The organism is Polyangium jinanense, assembly GCF_028435365.1.
Genome location: NZ_JAGTJJ010000019.1, coordinates 60,566 through 79,464, shown reverse-complemented (window position 1 = coordinate 79,464; position 18,899 = coordinate 60,566). Strand labels below are relative to the sequence as shown.

The window sequence follows — 18,899 nt, the reverse complement described above, 5'->3', positions numbered from 1 at the left end:
AAAAGCGCGTCTCGGCGCGGGATCCACGGCCGCCGGACGCGGCAGGATAGTGCACGCCGGAGAGGGCCTGCAAGCCCGCGGGCCGGAAAGCCCCGGCGGAGAACGTGCTCGCCGCTACCTTGCCTACGCACCGTCCTCGGGGGCGTGAACCACGTTCACACCGTGTGCCGTGCGGCGACGGTTTCTTTCCGTCGTCCTTCATGCCAAATGGGGCCTCGCTCGCGCCTCCCCCGGGCGCGCGGCAGACCTCTCCTTCTTTTGCGTTCCAAGCGATGACCATCCGCCTCAGCGACGTGATCAAATCTCCCGACGTGGAGGACCCCGTGAACCTCCACGTCCACCGGCCGCTCCAGCTCCTGCTCGCGCGGCCGCTCGTGAAGACCTCCATCACGCCGAACCAGGTCACGTTCCTGTCCCTCTGCGCGGGCCTCGGCGCCGCCGCTTGCATCGCCTGGGGCAGCCTCTACGTGCGGCTCGCGGGTGCGCTCCTGCTCTTCGCGTCGGCCATCCTCGACGGCGTCGACGGCATGATCGCGCGGCTGAAAAAGACCTCGTCCGAGACGGGCCACGCGATCGACGGCGCCTCGGACTACGCGGTCAACATCACCACGACCCTCGCGGCCATCTACCACCTCGGGCAGACCTCGGGCCGCCCCCTGCTCGCGGCGGCGCTTGGCCTCGGCGCGCATCTTGCGTGGGCGCACCACCTCATGCTCTACGATTTCCACTGCGCCCTCTATCTGCGCTTCTACTCGGGTGGCAAACACCAGGGCGGTGATCGCGAGCGGGCGCAGAAGACGCTGGAAAACGTGCGGCAGGGGGGCTCGCTCTTCCAGCGCGTCCTCATGACGGTCTTCGTCTGGCAACTCGGCAACCGTCAATCCTTGCTCGCCAAGGTGAGCCCTCTTGGCGTGCGCCTCTCGGAGCGACCGGCCGATGACGCGTTCGGCAAGACGTACGTCGCGACGCACCGCGCGCCCATGCGGTTATGGGCGCTCTGCGGCAACGCCCCGCACATGGATCTGATGGTCCTCGCCATCGTGCTCGATCGTTTCGAGGTTTATTTCGTGCTTCGTATCGTGGTCTTCACGCTGATCGCCCTCTTCGCGACCGTATGGGAGCGCCGCGTCCTTGCGAGTCACGCCGAGCCTGGCGAGGTCCTTTCGTGACGACGGCGCTCACGGCCCAGGAGGAGAAAGCCGCGCCCTCGGAAGAGTCCCTCGCGCGGGCGAAGGTGCGGCGCGCGGTCGCGTTCGTCGCGCTCTTCACGGCGATCTTCTACATCCCCTCGCTTCGCTGCGGCTTCTTCGCGGACGACTGGCTGCACCGGCTCGCGCTCGATCAGTTCCCGGACATCTTCCGCGAGCACCTGAACCTCTTTGGCCTCATCCGTTCGACGGAGGAGGTCGTCGCATTCAAGAAGTTCGGCCTCGCGCCCTGGTGGACCGATCCGGACATGCGGATCAACTTCTGGCGCCCGATCCCGTCGATCACGCACTGGCTCGAGTACCAGCTCTTCGGCCACAGCGCGATCGCGGCGCACCTCATCAACATCGGGTTTTACACGGTCACCGTTTTCCTCGTCCACCGCCTCCTCGCGCGTTACCTCTCGCCGTCCCGCTGGCCGCTCGTCTTTGCGGTCGCCGTCTTCGCGCTCGACGACGCGCACGCCCTCAACATCGTGTGGAGCGCGAACCGCAACGAGACCGTCGGCGCGATCTTCGTCCTTGCGTCGCTGCTCTCATTCATCCGGTACCGCGAGGGATCGGGCCGCGCTTTCGCGGGCCTCTCGCTGCTCTCGTACACCTGCGCCCTGCTCTCCAAGGAGTCGGGCTTCGTGCTCCCGCTTTTCGTGCTCGCGCACGTCGTGGTCTTCCCTGAGCGCCCCGGACAACCCTTTTTCGCGCGCATTCGCCCCCACCTCGGCATGCTGGCCGGGTTTTTCCTGGTCAGCGTGGCGTTCATCGTCCTCTACTTCGTGGTGCTCGGGCACGGCGCGAACTCGGTCTATTACATCAACCCGCTGAAGAACCCGGGCCTCTGGGCCGAGCATTTCTTCCGGTCCGGCTTCTTCCACGCCGTGATCCTCGCGACGGGCGTGCCCCTGCACGTGCTCTCGAGCACGCCCGTGCGTGACTATCCGCTCGCGGCGCTCGCGCTCGGCGTGGTCACGGTCGGCTTCTGGACGCTCGCGTGGCGCTGGCTCCGGAACGACAGGCCGCTCCGCTTCTTCGTGCTCACGATGGTCGCGGGCCAGGTCATCGTCACGACGAGCTTCCCCGACCCGCGCAACCTCTTCTTGCCCTCGATCGGCTTCGCCTACATGGTCGCGCGTGTCCTCGAAGAGGCCGTGGCGCGTTTCCCCAAGGGCCGCCCGTATCGCGCCGTCGCTGGCACGCTGGTCTTCTTGCACCTCGTGCTCGCGCCCGTGCTCTGCCAGGTGTGCATTTACATCGTCGCCACGTTCGACGGCCGTTTCCGGGTGATCTCGGACTCGCTCGCGAAGTCGATCGATTACCGGCGTTTGCCCGAGGACAAGCTCGAGGTCTACTTCCTGAACTGGCACCAGCGCGAGATGACCGCGCTCTACGGCCTCTACCTCCGCCGCGTGCTCCCGACGGGCGTAACCGATTACAAGCCGATCACGCACAACCCGAACATCTCCTACGTCGACAAGCTTTACCAGGGCCTCGGCGGCGAGCGGATCCATTACTACTCGCTGTCGTACGTGACGGGCGAGGTCGACGTGGAGGTCCTCTCGGAGTACGAGATCGCGGTTCGCCCGAAGCAGGGCCATTTCTTCCCGACGCTCTTCGAGCAGCTCTACACGACGGGCAAACCGTGGCGGGCGGGGCAGGTCTTCGAGCCCGGCACGCACCGCGCGACGATCGAGGAGGTCTCGCCGGCGGGGGAGGTCCTGAAGGTGCGCTTCACCTTCCCGGAGCCCCTGAGCTCGCCGCGGTATCGCTTCATGAAATGGGACGGCGAGCGATTCGTGCCGGTCTCGTTCGTGGCGGTCGCCGGGCGGAGCGATTGAGGCTCAGCGCCGTCTGCGCTCGTAGACGGCGCCGCCGCTAGCCGTACCTCGACGGCCCGGAGCCGTACCTTGACGGCCCGGAGCCGTACCTTGACGGCCCGGAGCCGCTTCGAGACGGCGCCTCGCGTTTCCCTCGACGGCCCGGAGCCGTACCTTGACGGCCCGGAGCCGTACCTTGACGGCCCGGAGCCGCTTCGAGACGGCGCCTCGCGTTTCCCTCGACGGTCCGGAGCCACTTCGAGACGGTCCGAAGCCACTTCGAGACGGCCCCTCGGGTTTCCCTCGACGGCCCGAAGCCGCTTCGAGACGGCCCGAAGCAGCTTCGAGACAGCGCGGAGCCGCTTCGAGACGGCCCGAAGCCGCTTCGAGACGGCCCGGAGCCGCCCAGGGATCCCCGTGTCCTTTTCGGACGCGTTGCATCGGCCGCAGCGCCCGCCTTCGCACACGTTGGAGGCGTGTTGGTAGGATCTCCCTGGTCTCGTCGTCCCGTCGATCGTGAGGCGAGGTGGCCGAGAGCACAGACGCGGATGAAGTCAAGGGGGAAGCGGGTGGAGAGATGAGCCGGCGGGACGTGGGGGGCGTGGTTCGAGGGACGGGGATGGTGAGCGCCACGGCCGTGGCGGCGCTCACCCTGGCGGGGTGCACGTTCGGCGATGAGCCGATGGAAGCGCCCCCCAGCAGCGTCATCAACTGGCCGCAGGACAACTGCGTCCCTGTGGAGTGCTTACGCGAGTGCTGCAATGGGTGGCATTGGAGTCCAACACCCCTGTTCCACGGGGGATCCGTCATAGCCCAAGAATGCGGCACCTACCAAAACAGGCCGGAGTACCTGGAGTACGAAAACCTGATGAGGGAGGACTGGAACCAGTGCATTCAGGAATTTGCCCACTTCGAAGGGGGGTTATGCACGGTCATTTACCCGCCCGACGTCATAAGAAAGATCAACCCTGATGGCACCCGCGAGTATTCGGGGTTGAAACTCTCGGTGTGCCCGCCGAGGGGCCAGAAAGCGGCACATCCACTGGAAGGAATCGAGTTCACCTTCCAGGAGTGAGCGAGATCGTGGTCTACCGCGCCCGTACCTTTGCGACCTTCACCGTCATCGCCGGCCTTACCGGTACCTCGGCTGTCGTCGCCCAGGAGGATCCCTGCGCGGCACCCGTGAAGCCATACAACGGGTTCTGGGGCGGGGGTCAGGTCCAGGTGAGCAAGCGCGTGGCGGGGATTCCAGTCCTCGCTACGGCGCGGTTCTCGTACAGGGAGATACGGTATTCGACCTGCGGCGGCGGGAGGGCTGTACTGCCCCCAGGGGTCGGCCAAGCGAGCGTCATGGTTGGAATCCCGCTATTCAACAACCGTCGAGGTGGGTGGGTCCTGCAAATGGCCGCCCAAGGACAGGGCTCGCAGAAGGCGGGCGATCCCGTCCGGGGGACGATCACCGGGGCGCCCGCCACGGCCGGCCACATCAACCTCTGGGAGACGCCGCTGCCGTTGATCCAGCTCACGGGAGCAGTGTCCGCGGCGATCGTGCCGCAATCGCCGGATATTCCCCTGTCGTTCGCGTATCTCGGAGGGGTACGGGTCTATCCTCTCCACGGTAGGCACACGCAAGCGAACCTGGGGATGACGATCGGCGGTAGCAACGCGGCCGTCATGCTCGTCCCCTCCCTCGCGTTTCGGGTCAGCGACCTCGCGATATGGGGCTACAAGGTGGCGATTGGCTTCGAGTTTCGCTCGCCCATCGAGCTGGCCAGCGCCCCCACGCCCTTCCGATGGCGGCTCTGGGGTGCCTTGACCTTCTTGCTCGACGAAATGAACGATGGGAGGGATGACCGCTTCCATGGAGCGCATGACGCCTCGCCTCGCTTCGATCTGGTCCGTTCGCCCGCCGAAGCCGCCCCACCCACCCAGACGCCCTGGGAAATGACGTTATGACCAATTCGTCTATTCGCTGGGCAACACATTTCGCTTGCGGCATTCACTGACAACACTATCCCTCCACCGTTCCATTTTTTCTCTGCTCATCAGGCGCCGATTGCTCTCGGACTCCGCGAGTCTAATCCTTTCTCCTTTGTTGATCTCGTCCTCATCCAAATGCCCCGGGAAGTCTTCGAACTCGGCGCACTTGTCGAAACTATTCACCATGTACTCATCGACCCCGCCCGTCTCCACGCATCCCGAGTGATTCATGAAGACGCTCAGCATGGTGATATGGTCCATCATGGTGCCGCAGACATGGGCATTGACCAAAGTCGCGCGGACCCTGCATTCCTGGACCTCCTTTTCCAGCGCCTCGACCTTGGCGGGGCTCTCCGCCCCCGCGTCGTTCGCTTCTCCCGCCGTAGGAACGACGGTCGGGATCACGCGAGGCCTCGAGAGCTCCGCCCATTCGCGCCGACACGCCTTGAGCTCTCTCTTCACCTCCTGCGGATCCGGCGCGGAAGCCGCGCTCGTCTCCGGGGCCTTCGGCTTGCGCTCCCGCGTCGCCCAGCCGAAAAGCACGCCGCCACCAAAGGCGAGAGTCAAGACGCTCGCCGCCGCGAGGAGAGGCACCCGAAGGCCCGCGCTCTTGGGGCGTTCATTCATGCCAACCTCATAAAGGCCTCGGAGCCTCGGGCTCCGTCGTGCTCTTCGGCGTCTCGGTGCACGTCCAGACGAACTCTTTCAGGCGGCGGAGCACCTCGTCTTCCGGAAGGGTCTTGTGAATCCGGATCGCCTCGGAGACGAGGCTCGACTGCTCCTTCGTGAGGTCATTCGATCGAAAGTCCTCTGGGACGTCTGCCAAGGTGGCACAATGCTCGAAGTTCTCCTCGATGAGATCCGCGGCCCTCGACTTGGGCCCGCACCACCTTCCATTCTGCGGCAAGGACAGGAGCGCGCGGTACTGACGAGCGGCCGCGACGCAGACCTCCGCGCTCACCACGACCTCGCTCTTTCTGCACTGCGCGAGCTCGGCTTCGAGCTCCAAGGCCGTGGCGATTCGCTCGCCCGCGTCTTCTGGCGTATCCCCCGGAGGCGCCGCAGGGGCCGATGAGGTTCCACGCGCCCCCGAACGAGCCGCCACTTTCTCTCGGCACGCAGCCAGATCTTGCCGATCCGCTTCCTCCGCGGCGCGCTCCAGCCCGGTCTTCCGCTTCGTCTCGGTCTTCGTCGTCGGCGCGCTCCGCTCCCTCCGCTCCAGCATCGTACGGCTGACCCAAACGCCGGCCCCAAAGGCAGGAATCAGCAAAACCGCTGCGGCAATGCCGGCGCCCCTCCTGATTCTCTGCGCCTCCTCCATCACGCCCCCTCGTCACTCGCCCGGATCCCGAGCCGCGCCGCGAGCCGTTGCAAAAACCTCCGGCTCACGCCCGCGAGCTCCGCCGCCCGCGTCACGTTCCCGCCCGTCTTTTTCAGCATCGCCCGCAGATACACCTCCTCGAACCGCTCGGTCCACGCCTGCCGCGCGTCCTTCAGCGGCAGGTGCAGCGGCACGAGGTCGTCGAGCTCGGCGTGCGGCCGCTCCACCGAGGGCGGGGGCGCCGACGGCGGCCCGTGTGGCGAGACGAACCCGAGCGAGACGCTCCGCTCGATGAAGTTCCGGAGCTCGCGCACGTTGCCCGGAAAACTCCGCGAGGCGAGCAGGCGCAAGAAATCCTGCGGCAGAGGACCCGCGCCCGGGGAGAGTTTGTCGTAGAAATGCTGCGCCAGGAGCGGCACGTCCTCCGGGCGCTCGCGCAAGGAGGGCAGGGAGACCTCGACGACGGCCAGCCGATAATAAAGATCCTCGCGGAACGTCCCCTCGTTCACGCGTCGCGCAAGATCCCGGTTCGTCGCGGCCACGATCCGCACGTCGACGCGCTTCGCCGTATTGCCCCCGACACGCCTCACCGTGCGGGTCTCGATCGCGCGGAGCAGCTTCGCCTGGAGCGCGAGCGGCATCTCGCCGATCTCGTCGAGGAACAACGTCCCACCGTCCGCCTCCTCGAACACGCCGCGCCGATCCGAGGTCGCGCCGCTGAACGCGCCGCGCATGTGCCCGAAGAGCTCGCTTTCGAAGAGCGCCTCCGGAATGGCGCCGCAATCGATCGGCACGTACGACCCCGCATTTCGCCGCGACATCGCGTGCACCGATCGCGCGACCACGTCCTTGCCCGTTCCGGTCTCGCCCGTGACGAGTAGCGTCGTATCCATCGGCGCGACCCGCTCGAGCACTGCATAAAGCTGCCGCATCGGCAGGCTCGCGCCCACGAGCTCACCGAACGAGGTCCGCGGCGAGACCTCCACGAATGAAGGCGCGTCCCCCACGTCCACCCGGATCGACGTCGCCCCCACGCGCAGCACCGTGCCCGCGGGCACGTCCGCGTCGCGGATTCGCGCCCCGCCCACGTACGTACCATTCGTGCTGCCGTGATCCTTCACGGTCATCGTCCCCGCGCGGACGCGGAGCTCGCAATGCATGCGCGACACCGTGGGATCCGTGAGCACGAGGTCGCAGTTGCCCGCCGTTCCGATGCGCGAGAGTGAGGCCTGTACGGTGACCCGTTTGCCCCGGTCCTTGCCCTCGACGACGACGAGGTCGACCGACGGAAGTCTGAGCCCCGTCACCGGCGCCGGGACACGCGTCGTGGAGCCTTGCTCGAAATCGTCGAAATCGCTCATGCGGCTCTCACTTTGCGTAGGGGTTCGGCGGCAGGCGGCTTTTGGTCTTGCCGGTGGCGGTCGCCGTGGATTTCGGGCGCGCGGGGCTCGGCGCAGAGGCGGGAGCGAAAGCGGAAGCGGGAGCGGGAGCGGAAGCGGGAGCGGGAGCGGAAGCGGGAGCGGGAGCGGAAGCGGAAGCGGAAGCGGTCACGGAAGCGGAGGCGGAAGCGGTCGCGCTCGCGGTCACGGAAGCGGTCGCGCTCGCGGTCCCCGTTTCTTCGTGGTTCTTTCTTCCAAACAGGAAAACGCCTCCGCCCACGGCCACCATCAACACCGCCCCCGCCACCCCCAAAACGATCCCGCGCCGCGGCTCGTTCGCAGGCATCGCCGCGATTTCCCGCGCCAGCATCTTGTGGGTCGTCGTCTCCGCGACGGCCACCTCGTTCCGCGGCGTCGCGACCTCCAACATCGACGCCGACGGCGCGCGCACCGAAGGCAAACCGAACTCCGAAAGCCTCGCGCGCACCTCCTTTCGCCGCTCGGCCAGCGTGTCGCCGACGGTCTCCCGCACGACCCGCGACACCTCCGCCGCGCTCGCGAAATACCCCGCGCGCCTTGCCGCCTCTTCGAGCGCCGCGGCAAACTCGTCCGCGCTCTGAAATCGCACCGCCGGATCCTTTTCGAGCGCCCGCCGCACCACCGCGTCGAGCGCATCCCCCATCTCCGGCAACACCACGCTGATGAGCGGCGCCTCCTCCTTGAGCGCGCGATCGAGCGCCTGACCCTCGTTTTGGCCCTTGAACAGGCGCTTGCCCACGAGCGCCTCCCAGAGCACCACGCCCATCGCGAACACGTCGACCCGTGCGTCCGGACGCTCGCCCCGGATGTATTCGGGCGCCATGTACCCGACCTTTCCCTTGAGCGTGCCCACCGTCGTCGGCGCGCGGGAATCGTCCTCCGCTTTCGCCACGCCGAAATCCGTGATCTTCGAGACCCCGTCGAGACCGACCAGAATGTTCTGCGGCGACACGTCGCGATGCACGAGCCCGAGCGGCCTCCCCTCGTCATCCGCGAGCGCGTGCGCCGCCGCGAGCCCCGCGCACGCGTCGAGCGCGATACGCACGACCACGCCCGGCGCGAGCCTTTGGCCGGCGCGCCCCGCGGCCGCCATGAGCTGACCGAGCGACGCGCCCTCGACGTAGTCCATGACGAGCTTCATCGACGCGCCCGTGAGCTCGACGTCCCGCACGTCGACCACGTTCGCGTGGTGGATCCGCGCGGCGATCTGCGCCTCGCGGACGAGCGCCTCGCGGAAGCCGGGGTCTTCGAGCAGGTGCTCGTGCGGCCGCTTGATCGCCACGAGCTGCTGAAAGCCGAGCGGCCCGCGCAGCACGCCGACGTACACCGTCGCCATGCCGCCGGAGGCAATCTTCACGAGCGGCTCGTAACGAGGGGCGCTCACGGCAGGGATACGGAGACCTTGGCGACGCCGCCGCCGGGCTGGGTTTCAAAGGACAAACGAGCGGACGCCGGCTCGTCACCGCCGCCGAACGAGAAGAGGCCGAGGGGGATGGTCGCGAGGCCGAAGACGGCCGTCAGACCGACGAACACGTTCGTCCGGACCTGCGCGCCTTCCCCGTCGCTCGCGATCCCACGGCAATCGCTCGGGGCCGCGGGGCCGGGACACCCGCGCGCCACGAAGTCGTCGTGCAAGCCCTTGGTTTGCAGGCCCGACACGGTGAGCGCCGCGCCGGACGCCACCGTCGCGCCGAGGCCCACGAAGAACCACACGGGCGAACGTCGACGTGATCCATCCGCGGGTTTCTGCGTATCGGGCGGACGTTTCGGCGTGACCGTGAGAGATGCGCCGGCGGAGACCTCCGCCGCAATCTCCTCACGCGCGGCGCCTTGCTCGATCGTCACCACACGCGGACCCGCGCGCACGTAGCGTTCCTCGTTCGCCTCGAAAGGCGCGCCGTCGACGGACACACGACATGCCCCCGGACAAATCACGCGGAGTTTTCCCACGCGTGCCCCGAAGCGCGCGCGTGCCGTGCGCGCGAGCTCGACGAGCGTTGCATCCTCGCTCCGCGCGGACGCGCGCGCCGCGAGCTCCATTCCGAGCACCGGCTCGTCGCCTTCGATCGCGGCCCGCAGCGCCGACGCGAGCGCCACGGGGTTCGGCAGGAGCGCGTCGGCGCGGGCAAGCTCCCGCGCGGCCGTCGCCATGTCGCCGCGCTCGTAGGCGGCCGCGCCGCGATCGTAGGCCGCCTTCGCCTCGGTCGCGGCGTCGGGCTCGGCCGCTCCGCTCGTGGTCACGCAGAGGAGCACGAGCGCGGCTGCGGCGAGGGCAAAGGTCATCCGGCCGTGCGAGCGCTCGCGTCGCATGAGGGCCCGAGCCTACCACAAGACCCGGTGCGCAGAGCGTCCCGGATAAACGTTTGCCGTGGCAACGCTTGGCGGCGGCGGGCCTCTCTTGGTAGCCTGCCCGTTCGTGTCCCCCGTCCCTGGTATAACGCGCTGCGTGATCTTCCTTTGCGCCACGATTTCTGCGTTCGTGGCGAGCTGCGTATACGACTGGGAGGTCGGCGCGCCTGCGTCGACGGACGCCGGCCCGGGGACGGGCGGCGCAGGCGGCAGCGGCGGCGGCGGCGGCGCCGATTGCGCGGATCTGCTGGCCGACCTCGACGCCGCGCGGATCGCGGCGAAGTCGTGTGTCCTCGGCGCCTCGGGGCAGTGCGCGGAGAAGGTCACGGACGAATGCGGCTGCCATTCGTTCGTGAAGGCCGGCGGCAGCGCCGAGGCGCAGAGCTTCGCCGCGGCGGTCGAGGCGTTCCTTTCGGCCGACTGCAAGCCGTCGTGCGCGGGAGGCTGCTCCGTCGTGGTCTCGGGGATGTGCCTCATCGTGGGCGGCCAGGGTCCGTACTGCACGCCTTGAACTTGTTCGTCCTGTAAAACGTATCCGTTCCGCAGCGAAACGGGTCTCCCGACAGGCGCGAATCTCCGTGCGGCGAGCACATCCTGCGACGATGTGGCAGATGGTGTGTTCGAGGGGAGGGATGTATGCGTTCCATTCGCAAGGGGACGGGTGCATGCGTCGTGACCATGTTCCTGGCTTCGTGTGGGTATGAGGATTGGTTCGTCCGGACGGACGAATCGGCCCATGCGCATGCCATCGGGGTCGCCACGTCCGCGATCGCGACGGTCGAAATCGGGTGCCGCCCGGCCGAGACGTTGCGCGAGCTCGCCACGTGTATCCGCGACACGATGCCGAGATCGGGGTCCGAGGGGTACATCGCGCCGTCCGCCACGGCCCTCGCCGATCTCCGCACGGCCGTGTCGCGCATGCTGAACGGACATTGCGATTTTGCTCTCGGGGCGAGCATCGCCCCGGTCATGGATCTCCGGACGTTCAGGGACGTCGAGAACGGCAAGACGTATTGCGTGCTTTTGGAGGACACCGACGCGAACGGCGACGGCGTCGTGGATCGAGGCTGGGGCACGTTCATCGTCGACCCCACCGCCTCGCGCGAGGTCTCGCACCAGGCGCCGCACCCGCTCGCGGATCTCGATACCGACATCGAGGCCATCGAGATCTTCAAGCGAACGGATTCGCGGAGCTTCCTCCTCTGCGGCGCGCATCGCAATGCAAATGCGACGCGTGCTTGCGATGCCGACTACCAGAAGGCGGATTGCGCGCACGACACGGCGGGCCTGTTCTACGCGGCGTCGCGCGAGATCTCCGCGTTTTACGGCTCTCGCTCGCATCACCAGGTGCAGTGGCACGGCATGGGGACCGACACGTGCCCGGGCGTCACGGCGTACATCTCGCCAGGCCTCGCGAGCGCGCCCGCGGCGAACGCTCTCGTGCGTACGCTCGAGGCCCAGGCCAAGGCCACGAATCCGACGTGGAACGTCACGCTGCCCGGCAGCGGCACCTGCGGGCTGAACGCCACCGACAACGTCGAGGGGCGATTCTTGAACGGCGTCGTGATCAACCAGGTGTGCAGCACCGCCGCGACGGCCGCCAGCGGAGCCTTCATTCACGTCGAGCAGAAGCGCGAGGCGCGCGACCCGCTCCTCTGGCTCACCCCCGTGACGCGGACCTTTCCCATTCCGGACGCCACGCCGCCGACCTCGCTCGCCGCCGCCGCGACCCTGGGTCGCATCACGTTGTCCTGGGTCGCCTCGAATGGCGCGAGCCGCTATGAGGTTCGGCGCAGCCTGGTCAACGGTGGCCCGTACAACGTCTTGGCGAACGTCTCCGCCACGAGCTGGGTCGATACGAACGTGGTCTCACGTACCCAGTATTTTTACGTGGTGGCTGCGGCGAACTCTCGCGGCACGAGCGCGCCTTCGAGTCCGGCCAGCGCCCGCGCCCTTTGACCTCGACCTGCCTGCGTCACGCGTGACGCCCCCCTCTGCCGGGACCGGGTGCGACGCGCGTGACGCCCCCCCGGGCCATTTCCCGCGAATTTTCGCGAAGACCGCGGCGCTGCGTCGTGGCATGCCGCCTGCTCATGGGTCGTCTCCGACCGCCCCGGAAACCAAGGAGAACGACCCATGCCGCGCTCGATGACCCGCTCTGCTCTTTTCGCCCTCGCCCTCGTCACCCTCGGCGCCGGTTGCCTCGGCACCCCCTCGGACGACGGCGAAACGCTCGACGGTCCCATTGCGACCGACGCCTCGGGCCTCACGACCGTGACCAGCTTCGGCACGAACCCGGGCAACCTGAAGATGTACACGTATTCCCCGGCGGGCGTGGGCGCGGACGCGCCGCTCGTCGTCGTGATGCATGGCTGTACACAATCGGCGCTCGATTACGTCAAGGCAGGCTGGAACAGCCTCGCGGACACGTGGAAGTTCCACGTGATCTACCCCGAGCAGCAAACGGCAAACAGCAGCACGCGTTGTTTCAACTGGTACGAGCTCGGCGACATTCAGCGTGGTCAGGGCGAGGCGCTCTCGATCAAGCAGATGGTCGACTGGATGAAGGGCCAGGTCTCGATCGACGACGAGCGCGTCTTCGCGACGGGCCTCTCGGCGGGCGGGGCCATGACGGCGGTCATGATTGCGACGTATCCGGACGTGTTCTCGGGCGGCGCGATCGTCGGCGGCATTCCGTACCGCTGCGCCGCGGGCTCGGCGGATCTCACGAAATGCATGGGCGGCTTCGATCGCACGGCGACGGTCCACGGCGACGTCGTGCGGAACGCGGTGCCGGGTTACGTCGGACCGCGGCCGAAGGTCTCGATCTGGCACGGCACGAGCGACATCGTCGTGAAGCCGCTCAACGCGACCGAGCTCGTCGAGCAATGGACGAACGTGCACGGCGTCGACGCGACGGCCGACGCGACGTGGACGGTCGACGGCGCGTCGCGGAAGGAATACCGCGACGCGAACGGGGAGACGGTCGTCGAATCTTGGTCGATCCCGAACATGGGCCACGGGACCCCGGTCGACCCCGGATTCGCCGCGGCGGGCGGCTGCGGGACCGCGGGCGCGTACATTCTCGACGTCAATCTCTGCTCGACGTATCGTATTGGCCAATTCTTCGGCCTCGACCAGGGCGTGCCGGGTGGCGGGACCGGCGGCACGGGCGGCACGGGCGGCACGGGCGGGACCGGCGGGACCGGTGGCACGGGCGGCACGGGCGGCGCTGGGGGCACGGGCGGGACCGGCGGAACGGGCGGGACCGGCGGCAGCGGCGGCAGCGGCGGCGACCCCGCCCCGGTCTGCGAGGAGTTTTACGAGGGAAACTATTACCACGTGCAGAAGGGGCGCGCGGTCGTGTGCGGCGCATTCAACAGTTATGCGTGTGCCGTCGGCTCGAACCAGAACCTCGGCCTCAACAACGTGCTGCCCACCTGGATCCGCAAGACCGGCCCGAATTATTACGAAGCCGGCCGGTGCCCCTGAGCATCGCCGCCCTCGTGCTCCTCGGGGTGACGAGCCGCGCTGCAAAGCGTACAATCTCGTCCTCCGAGGAGCGCAGGCATGACCTATCGTGATGAAAGAGATGCCCTCCGCGGGCGGATCCAGGGCCTCGAGCAGGACCTGGACGAAGCCCGCAGGTCCCAGCAGACGGCCGAGGAGAAACGCGCGCGCATCGAGCAGATCGAAGGCCGCATGCGCGAGGCCGAGCAGGATCTGCAAGCCCTGCGGAGCGAGCTCGCCTCGCTCCGGGGAGCGCCGCCGCCGAACAAGCGCGCCCGCGTGTTGCCGTTCCTCATCGGCGGCACGTTCACGCTCTTCGCCCTCGGCGGCGCCTTCCTCGCCATAGTCTACAAGGCGCCGCCGCCGCGCCCACACGAGCGTATCGCCCCGCCCCCCGCGGTCGTCACCGCGCCCGCCCCTCCCGGAGAACCGCCTGGAACGGAGGCGCCCCCTGCGCCGCCGCCCGCGCCCGCGCGTCAGGTCGCGGCGCGCTGGAAGGGCAAGGTCACCCGCGCGAATGGATTGCCGTTCGGCGCCGGCGCCGCCTGCGACGTGGATTCGACCCTCGAAGGCAACGGCGAAAAGGGCAGCGTCGTGGATCTCTCGGTGACGTGCGGCGGACGCCCCGTGTATCGCTCGACGGACCAGCTCGAAGGAATGAGCATGAACGGATACGGCCTCGGGGAGCAGCCGGGCAAGGAAGCTGGGACGTTCACGTACGCGGTGCGATACAGTGACACCGGCACGCGCTCCGGGCCCCGCACGCAGATCTCGCTCGACTCCACGCAGGGCCAGGGCGCCGTCTGGAGCGACGTCGTCCCGATCTTCCGCGTCGAGTTCCAGCTCCCGACGTTCAGCGCGCCGGTGCGCGGCGAGCGCCTCCTTTCGCCCGCGCCCGCGAAGGAGCCCTGACGCTCAGAACGGATAGACGACCGAGTACAGCCGAAACTCCGCAATCCCGTCGCCGGCGACGGTCGGCTCCGCGGAATCGGCGAGGCTGAAGCGCGCCTCGCCCATGAAGGCGATCCAGTTCTTGGGCCGGTAGGCAAGGCCAAACCCGAGCCCGCCCTGGAAGAGGATGTCCTTTTTCTTGTTCTCCTCGGAGAACGACACGCCGAGCGAGGCGAGGACCAGGTACGGCTGGAGGCGTTTGTCCTCGCGATAAAAGATGAACGTGTTGAAGAGCAGCGGCATGTCGTTGCGATCGATGCCGAGATAGCTGTTGTAGCCGAACTCGAGCTCGAGCTCGAGATACCCTCCGTAGAAGCGGAGCCCGCCCCCGCCGCCAATCCCGAATTCATTGCGGTTGACCATCCAGAGCGACGAGAACCGCCCGGACATGGCGAATCTCGGCCCGTACCCGCCGATCGGCGGGGGGCCACTCTTCGCCGGCGTGGTAGGCGTCACCGGCGGCGTATAGACCGGCGGAGGCGGTGGCGGAGGCGGCGGCGGCGGCGGCGGCGGCATGGTCCACGGCGGCGGGGGCGGCGGAGGCGGAGGCGGCGGCGTGGTCCACGGCGGCGGAGGCGGCGGAGGCGGAGGCGGCGGCGGAGGCGGAGGCGGCGGCGGAGGCGGCGGCGGAGGCGGCTTCATCCCCGTGCCCATCGGCCCCGTCGCATGCACGTCGGGCACCGAGATCATCTGGCTCGTCGCCGCGACCGAGACGACGATCACCGCCGGCAGGAGGCGAACACAGAAACTGGAACGGCGGCGCTCAGAAGACATAAACGACCCCCACGAGCTTCGCCTCGACGAACCCTTCGGCCCCGAGGGGGCCCCCTGGCGGGCCCGGGACGACGTACCCGCCGCCTTTCACCTGGGCGCCCACGGTAAACGTCCTCGTCCGATACCCGACGCCGAATCCACCGCCCAGGTGCCACCGCGTGTCGCGCCCCGCGTCCACCTGACCGAGCGACCGGCCTGCAGAGGCGAGGATGTACGGCTGCCACTTCCCCGACGCCATGTGAAGGAGGAACGACCCGCCATAACTGAGCTCGTAATGGTTCGTCCCGAGATAACGGTCGTAGCCGATGTCGAACTCGACCTCGAGCGGCATGTAGCTCGCCGGCCTCGACGGATACGAGATCGGATGCATGCGGATCACCGCGCCGCCGCCCATCGCGAATTTCCCGCGCGGGATGTTGTAGAGCGTCGCGAACCGCGGGCCGAATCCGAGCGTGCCCCAGTAGACCTCCCGCCCGCGGTAGCGCATGTACGTGGCCTGCGACGGCCCCGGCGGCATGGGCGCGGGCGCGGGCGTGACTTGCTGCGCGAACGCCGCCGCCGGCGCGAGCAGCGAGCCCGCCACGATTGCGAATGCCCCCATTCTCCGTGAGATTCCCATCATCCTCCCGCGAGCCGCTGCGCGACGACCTTCTGGAAGCTCTCCTTGTCGATCGCCTTTTCGAGCGCGACCTCCGGCGAGATCGTCCCTTTTTGCACGAGCCGCTCGAGCGCCATATCCATCGTCTGCATCCCCTGCGCCTGGCCCGCCTGCATGATGTTCGGGATCTGAAACGTCTTGCCCTCGCGGATCATCGCCGCGAGCGCCGACGAGCCCACGAGGATCTCGTGCGCGGCCACGCGCCCCTTGCCGTCCGCCGTCTTGAGGAGCTGCTGCGCCACGATCGCCACGAGGCTCTCGGCGAGCATGCCCCGCACCTGCGGTTGCTCGTCGGCGGGAAAGGCGTTGATGATGCGGTCGATCGTCGCCGCCGCGCTGTTCGTGTGCACGGTGCCGAAGACGAGGACGCCGAAGCTCGCGAGCTGCAGCGCAAGCTTCATGGTCTCGTTCGTGCGCAGCTCGCCGATGAGGATGACGTCCGCGTTCTCGCGCCCCGCGCTCCGGATCGCGGCCGCGAAGCTCGACGCGTGGGGCCCGACCTCGCGGTGCGTGACCTGCGACGTCTTCGGCGGGTGCACGAACTCGACCGGATCCTCGATCGTCAGGATGTGGCAGGGCCGCGTCGTGTTGATGTGATCGATCATCGCCGCGAGCGTCGTCGACTTGCCGCTGCCCGTCGGGCCCGTGACGAGCAAGAGCCCGCTGCGTTTGTCCGCGAGCTTGCGGACGACCGGCGGACAGCCGAGATCGTCGAGCGTGAGGATCTTCGTGGGGATGATGCGGAAGACCGCGGCGAGCCCCGTGATCTTGTAGAAATAGTTCGCCCGGAAGCGCGCCTTGTCCTCGTACTGGTAGGCGAAATCGAGGTCGAGCTCGTTCGTGATCTTTTCGCGCTCCTCGGCCGACGTGATCTCGAAGAGAAGCTCCTCCATCTCGGCCGTGTCGAGCGGCGCGTCGCGCAGTGGCACGAGCTCGCCGCGCGCGCGGAGGAGCGGCGGATACCCGACGCCGAGGTGCAGGTCGCTGCCCTTTTTCGCGAGCAGCTCGTCGAAGAGCCGGTCGATGCGGGCCACTACGCGCCTCCCTTCTTGCCGAAGAGCGCGCCGGCGCGCCCGAGCAGGCCCTTGTTCGCCTCGGGCTCGGCGGGTTTGGGCGGCTCGGCGGGCGCCGCCTGAGGAACTGCCGACGCGCGTTTGCCCGCGAGCGCGGCTTCGAGCTCGTCCGGGGCTTCGGCGACGAGCAGCGCGTCTTCGAGCGAGGCCTTGCCGGCGCGGACGAGATCGGCGAGCGAGTCGTCGAGCCGCACGATGCCGAAGCCCTTGCCGCGCTGTTGCAAGCTCGGGATCTGCCAGGTCTTGCTCTCGCGGATGAGGTTCCAGAGGGGCACGGATCCGGGGAGCATCTCGGCGGCGGCGATCATGCCGGGGCCGTCCTTTCGCGGCAAAAGGCGCTGGCTCACGACGAGCCTGAGGCCGCCGGCGAGCGTCACGCGCACCTGCTGCTGATCGCCGGGCGGGAAAAGGTCGATGAGCCGATCGATGGTCTTCGCCGCGCTCGGCGTGTTCATCGTGCCGAGCACGAGGTGCCCGGTCTCGCTCGCGGAGAGCGCCATGCGCACGGTCTCCGTGTCGCGCAGCTCGCCCACGACGATGACGTCCGGATCCTCGCGCAGCGATGCTTTGAGGGCCGATTGAAAGTCCCGCGTGTGCGATCCGACCTCGCGCTGGCTCATCATGGCCTTCTTGCGCGGGTGGACGTACTCGATCGGGTCCTCGACCGTGATGATGTGGTGCGAGGTCTCGCTGTTGATGATGTCGACGATGGCCGCGAGGGTCGTGGTTTTCCCGTGCCCCGTGGGCCCGGTGATCACGATGAGGCCCTGGTGATGGCGCGTCGCCAGCGCGATGGCGTCGGGCAGACCGAGCTCGGCGAGCGTCGGGATCTCCCGCGAAACGAGGCGGAACGACGCCTTGAGGCCGGTGCGCTGGCGCGTGACGTTGACGCGCGAGCGGCCGAAACGTGGATCGTCGAGCGCGAAATCGCAGGAGCCTTCGATCGCGAGCTGGGCGCGCAGGCGCTCGGGGATACGTGACTCCAGCATGCGCTCGAGGGCCTGCGGCTCGACCTCGGGGCCCCGCGGCAGGAGCTTTCCACCGATGCGGAGGAGCGGCGGCCGGCTCGCGACGAGGTGCACATCACTCGCGCCGTCCGCGCGCGCCCGGAGCAGGACGTCATCGAGCGCGAGCGCTGCGAAATGGGCGGCGCTCGCCGCGGCCGCGAGCAGCGTGGGGTCGGCCGGATCGTCCAGCGTGATGGCGAGGCTGTGCGGACGCGGCGTGTCTTTCCGCGTCCGCGCGGGCGCGGGCGGGCGGTCGTCGTCGAGATCGAGCTCGAACGAGGGCGACGCGGTGATCACGGGCGCCGCCGCGGTGATCTTCTCCGCGGTCGGGAGCGTGGCCTGCGCGGGCGCCTGCGGAGGCGCATCCTCGTTGAGGTCGCTCCACGAGAACTCCGACGGAGGTGCGCCCGGCTTCGACGGGCTCGCGGGCGCGGGGCGCGCGGGGATGGGCTTTTGCGGCGTGGGTTTCGGCGCGGGGACGGCGGAGGCGGCTACCGTGCGTGGATCCTGGGCGAGCCGCGTCAGCCGTGCTTGCACGGCGTTCGGGTTGCGCACGGCCGCGATGGCGATCGGGCCGATGCCGTCGACGCGGCAGCCCCACTGCACGGGCTTCGGGCCGAGGTTGTCGACGTGGCGGCTGCCTCCGGCCGTCGTGAGCATCTGCAGGATGTCGTCGGACGAGAGGATTTTCCGATCGATGATCTCGTAGACGCCGCCGATCTTGACGCAGGGATTTCGGCCTGTGGCGAGGGCGATCTCGGTGACGTCGGGCCGGAGGAGGTTCTCGAGCAGGGCTTTGAGCTGGGACATCGCGTTGGCGCAGCGCGGGGGAGGGTCATCGT

General features: G+C 68.3%; 17 protein-coding genes. 8 read left to right on the top strand and 9 right to left on the bottom strand.

The window, feature by feature from the left end:
* The first annotated feature begins 272 nt into the window (after positions 1–272).
* From KEG57_RS27365 to KEG57_RS27350, 4 genes are all read left to right on the top strand, one after another.
* Positions 273–1,169 (top strand): CDP-alcohol phosphatidyltransferase family protein, encoded by an 897-nt coding sequence (locus tag KEG57_RS27365; protein WP_272419151.1) that lies wholly within the window; start codon positions 273–275, stop codon positions 1,167–1,169.
* On the top strand, positions 1,166–3,037 hold the full coding sequence (locus KEG57_RS27360) for an ArnT family glycosyltransferase (protein WP_272419152.1): 1,872 nt from the start codon (positions 1,166–1,168) through the stop codon (positions 3,035–3,037). The genes KEG57_RS27365 and KEG57_RS27360 overlap by 4 nt, the downstream gene beginning before the upstream one ends.
* A gap of 505 nt (positions 3,038–3,542) precedes the next feature.
* The gene (locus KEG57_RS27355) at positions 3,543–4,091 is read left to right on the top strand and encodes a hypothetical protein (RefSeq protein ID WP_272419154.1); all 549 of its coding nucleotides are present in this window, start codon (positions 3,543–3,545) and stop codon (positions 4,089–4,091) included.
* 326 nt (positions 4,092–4,417) lie between these two features.
* Positions 4,418–4,972: a hypothetical protein gene (locus KEG57_RS27350; RefSeq protein WP_272458901.1), complete on the top strand. Its 555-nt coding sequence runs from the start codon at positions 4,418–4,420 to the stop codon at positions 4,970–4,972.
* Positions 4,973–4,981: 9 nt separating this feature from the next.
* On the opposite strand, the gene KEG57_RS27345 is transcribed toward KEG57_RS27350, so the two are convergent.
* The 5 genes from KEG57_RS27345 to KEG57_RS27325 all read right to left on the bottom strand — a co-directional run bounded on the left by KEG57_RS27345 (position 4,982) and on the right by KEG57_RS27325 (position 10,045).
* A complete protein-coding gene (locus KEG57_RS27345) occupies positions 4,982–5,623 on the bottom strand; it encodes a hypothetical protein (protein ID WP_272419158.1) in 642 nt (213 codons plus the stop codon).
* A 7-nt stretch (positions 5,624–5,630) separates the two neighbouring features.
* Positions 5,631–6,221 (bottom strand): hypothetical protein, encoded by a 591-nt coding sequence (locus KEG57_RS27340; protein WP_272419159.1) that lies wholly within the window; start codon positions 6,219–6,221, stop codon positions 5,631–5,633.
* 95 nt (positions 6,222–6,316) lie between these two features.
* Positions 6,317–7,678, bottom strand: a complete 1,362-nt coding sequence (locus KEG57_RS27335) for a sigma 54-interacting transcriptional regulator (protein WP_272458900.1) — start codon at positions 7,676–7,678, stop codon at positions 6,317–6,319.
* A gap of 7 nt (positions 7,679–7,685) precedes the next feature.
* Positions 7,686–9,119 (bottom strand): serine/threonine-protein kinase, encoded by a 1,434-nt coding sequence (locus KEG57_RS27330; protein ID WP_272458899.1) that lies wholly within the window; start codon positions 9,117–9,119, stop codon positions 7,686–7,688.
* Positions 9,116–10,045 (bottom strand): hypothetical protein, encoded by a 930-nt coding sequence (locus KEG57_RS27325; protein WP_272458898.1) that lies wholly within the window; start codon positions 10,043–10,045, stop codon positions 9,116–9,118. Before KEG57_RS27325 ends, KEG57_RS27330 begins: the two co-directional genes overlap by 4 nt.
* A 136-nt stretch (positions 10,046–10,181) precedes the next feature.
* Here KEG57_RS27325 and KEG57_RS27320 point away from each other — a divergent pair, with 136 nt between their 5' ends.
* The 4 genes from KEG57_RS27320 to KEG57_RS27305 all read left to right on the top strand — a co-directional run bounded on the left by KEG57_RS27320 (position 10,182) and on the right by KEG57_RS27305 (position 14,506).
* On the top strand, positions 10,182–10,595 hold the full coding sequence (locus tag KEG57_RS27320) for a hypothetical protein (RefSeq protein WP_272458897.1): 414 nt from the start codon (positions 10,182–10,184) through the stop codon (positions 10,593–10,595).
* A gap of 125 nt (positions 10,596–10,720) precedes the next feature.
* Complete coding sequence (locus KEG57_RS27315) at positions 10,721–12,043, top strand: fibronectin type III domain-containing protein (RefSeq protein WP_272419166.1); 1,323 nt, start codon at positions 10,721–10,723, stop codon at positions 12,041–12,043.
* 177 nt (positions 12,044–12,220) lie between these two features.
* The gene (locus KEG57_RS27310) at positions 12,221–13,576 is read left to right on the top strand and encodes an extracellular catalytic domain type 1 short-chain-length polyhydroxyalkanoate depolymerase (protein ID WP_272458896.1); all 1,356 of its coding nucleotides are present in this window, start codon (positions 12,221–12,223) and stop codon (positions 13,574–13,576) included.
* A 78-nt stretch (positions 13,577–13,654) separates the two neighbouring features.
* The gene (locus tag KEG57_RS27305) at positions 13,655–14,506 is read left to right on the top strand and encodes a hypothetical protein (protein WP_272458895.1); all 852 of its coding nucleotides are present in this window, start codon (positions 13,655–13,657) and stop codon (positions 14,504–14,506) included.
* Positions 14,507–14,509: 3 nt separating this feature from the next.
* Here KEG57_RS27305 and KEG57_RS27300 read toward each other — a convergent pair whose 3' ends face one another.
* The 4 genes from KEG57_RS27300 to KEG57_RS27285 are packed head-to-tail and all read right to left on the bottom strand — an operon-like array spanning position 14,510 to position 18,867.
* Complete coding sequence (locus KEG57_RS27300; protein ID WP_272458894.1) at positions 14,510–15,268, bottom strand: hypothetical protein; 759 nt, start codon at positions 15,266–15,268, stop codon at positions 14,510–14,512.
* 40 nt (positions 15,269–15,308) lie between these two features.
* Positions 15,309–15,920 (bottom strand): hypothetical protein, encoded by a 612-nt coding sequence (locus tag KEG57_RS27295; RefSeq protein ID WP_272419174.1) that lies wholly within the window; start codon positions 15,918–15,920, stop codon positions 15,309–15,311.
* 17 nt (positions 15,921–15,937) lie between these two features.
* Positions 15,938–17,011 (bottom strand): type IV pilus twitching motility protein PilT, encoded by a 1,074-nt coding sequence (locus tag KEG57_RS27290; RefSeq protein WP_272419176.1) that lies wholly within the window; start codon positions 17,009–17,011, stop codon positions 15,938–15,940.
* On the bottom strand, positions 17,011–18,867 hold the full coding sequence (locus KEG57_RS27285; RefSeq protein WP_272458893.1) for a type IV pilus twitching motility protein PilT: 1,857 nt from the start codon (positions 18,865–18,867) through the stop codon (positions 17,011–17,013). Before KEG57_RS27285 ends, KEG57_RS27290 begins: the two co-directional genes overlap by 1 nt.
* Positions 18,868–18,899: the final 32 nt, after the last annotated feature.

Coding starts and splice junctions, on each gene's coding strand:
- KEG57_RS27365 (WP_272419151.1), top strand. CDS start 273: ATGACCATCCGCCTCAGCGACGTGATCAAATCTCCCGACGTGGAGGAC.
- KEG57_RS27350 (WP_272458901.1), top strand. CDS start 4,418: ATGGCCGCCCAAGGACAGGGCTCGCAGAAGGCGGGCGATCCCGTCCGG.
- KEG57_RS27345 (WP_272419158.1), bottom strand. CDS start 5,623: ATGAATGAACGCCCCAAGAGCGCGGGCCTTCGGGTGCCTCTCCTCGCG.
- KEG57_RS27340 (WP_272419159.1), bottom strand. CDS start 6,221: ATGCTGGAGCGGAGGGAGCGGAGCGCGCCGACGACGAAGACCGAGACG.
- KEG57_RS27335 (WP_272458900.1), bottom strand. CDS start 7,678: ATGAGCGATTTCGACGATTTCGAGCAAGGCTCCACGACGCGTGTCCCG.
- KEG57_RS27325 (WP_272458898.1), bottom strand. CDS start 10,045: ATGCGACGCGAGCGCTCGCACGGCCGGATGACCTTTGCCCTCGCCGCA.
- KEG57_RS27315 (WP_272419166.1), top strand. CDS start 10,721: ATGCGTTCCATTCGCAAGGGGACGGGTGCATGCGTCGTGACCATGTTC.
- KEG57_RS27310 (WP_272458896.1), top strand. CDS start 12,221: ATGCCGCGCTCGATGACCCGCTCTGCTCTTTTCGCCCTCGCCCTCGTC.
- KEG57_RS27305 (WP_272458895.1), top strand. CDS start 13,655: ATGACCTATCGTGATGAAAGAGATGCCCTCCGCGGGCGGATCCAGGGC.
- KEG57_RS27295 (WP_272419174.1), bottom strand. CDS start 15,920: ATGGGGGCATTCGCAATCGTGGCGGGCTCGCTGCTCGCGCCGGCGGCG.
- KEG57_RS27285 (WP_272458893.1), bottom strand. CDS start 18,867: ATGTCCCAGCTCAAAGCCCTGCTCGAGAACCTCCTCCGGCCCGACGTC.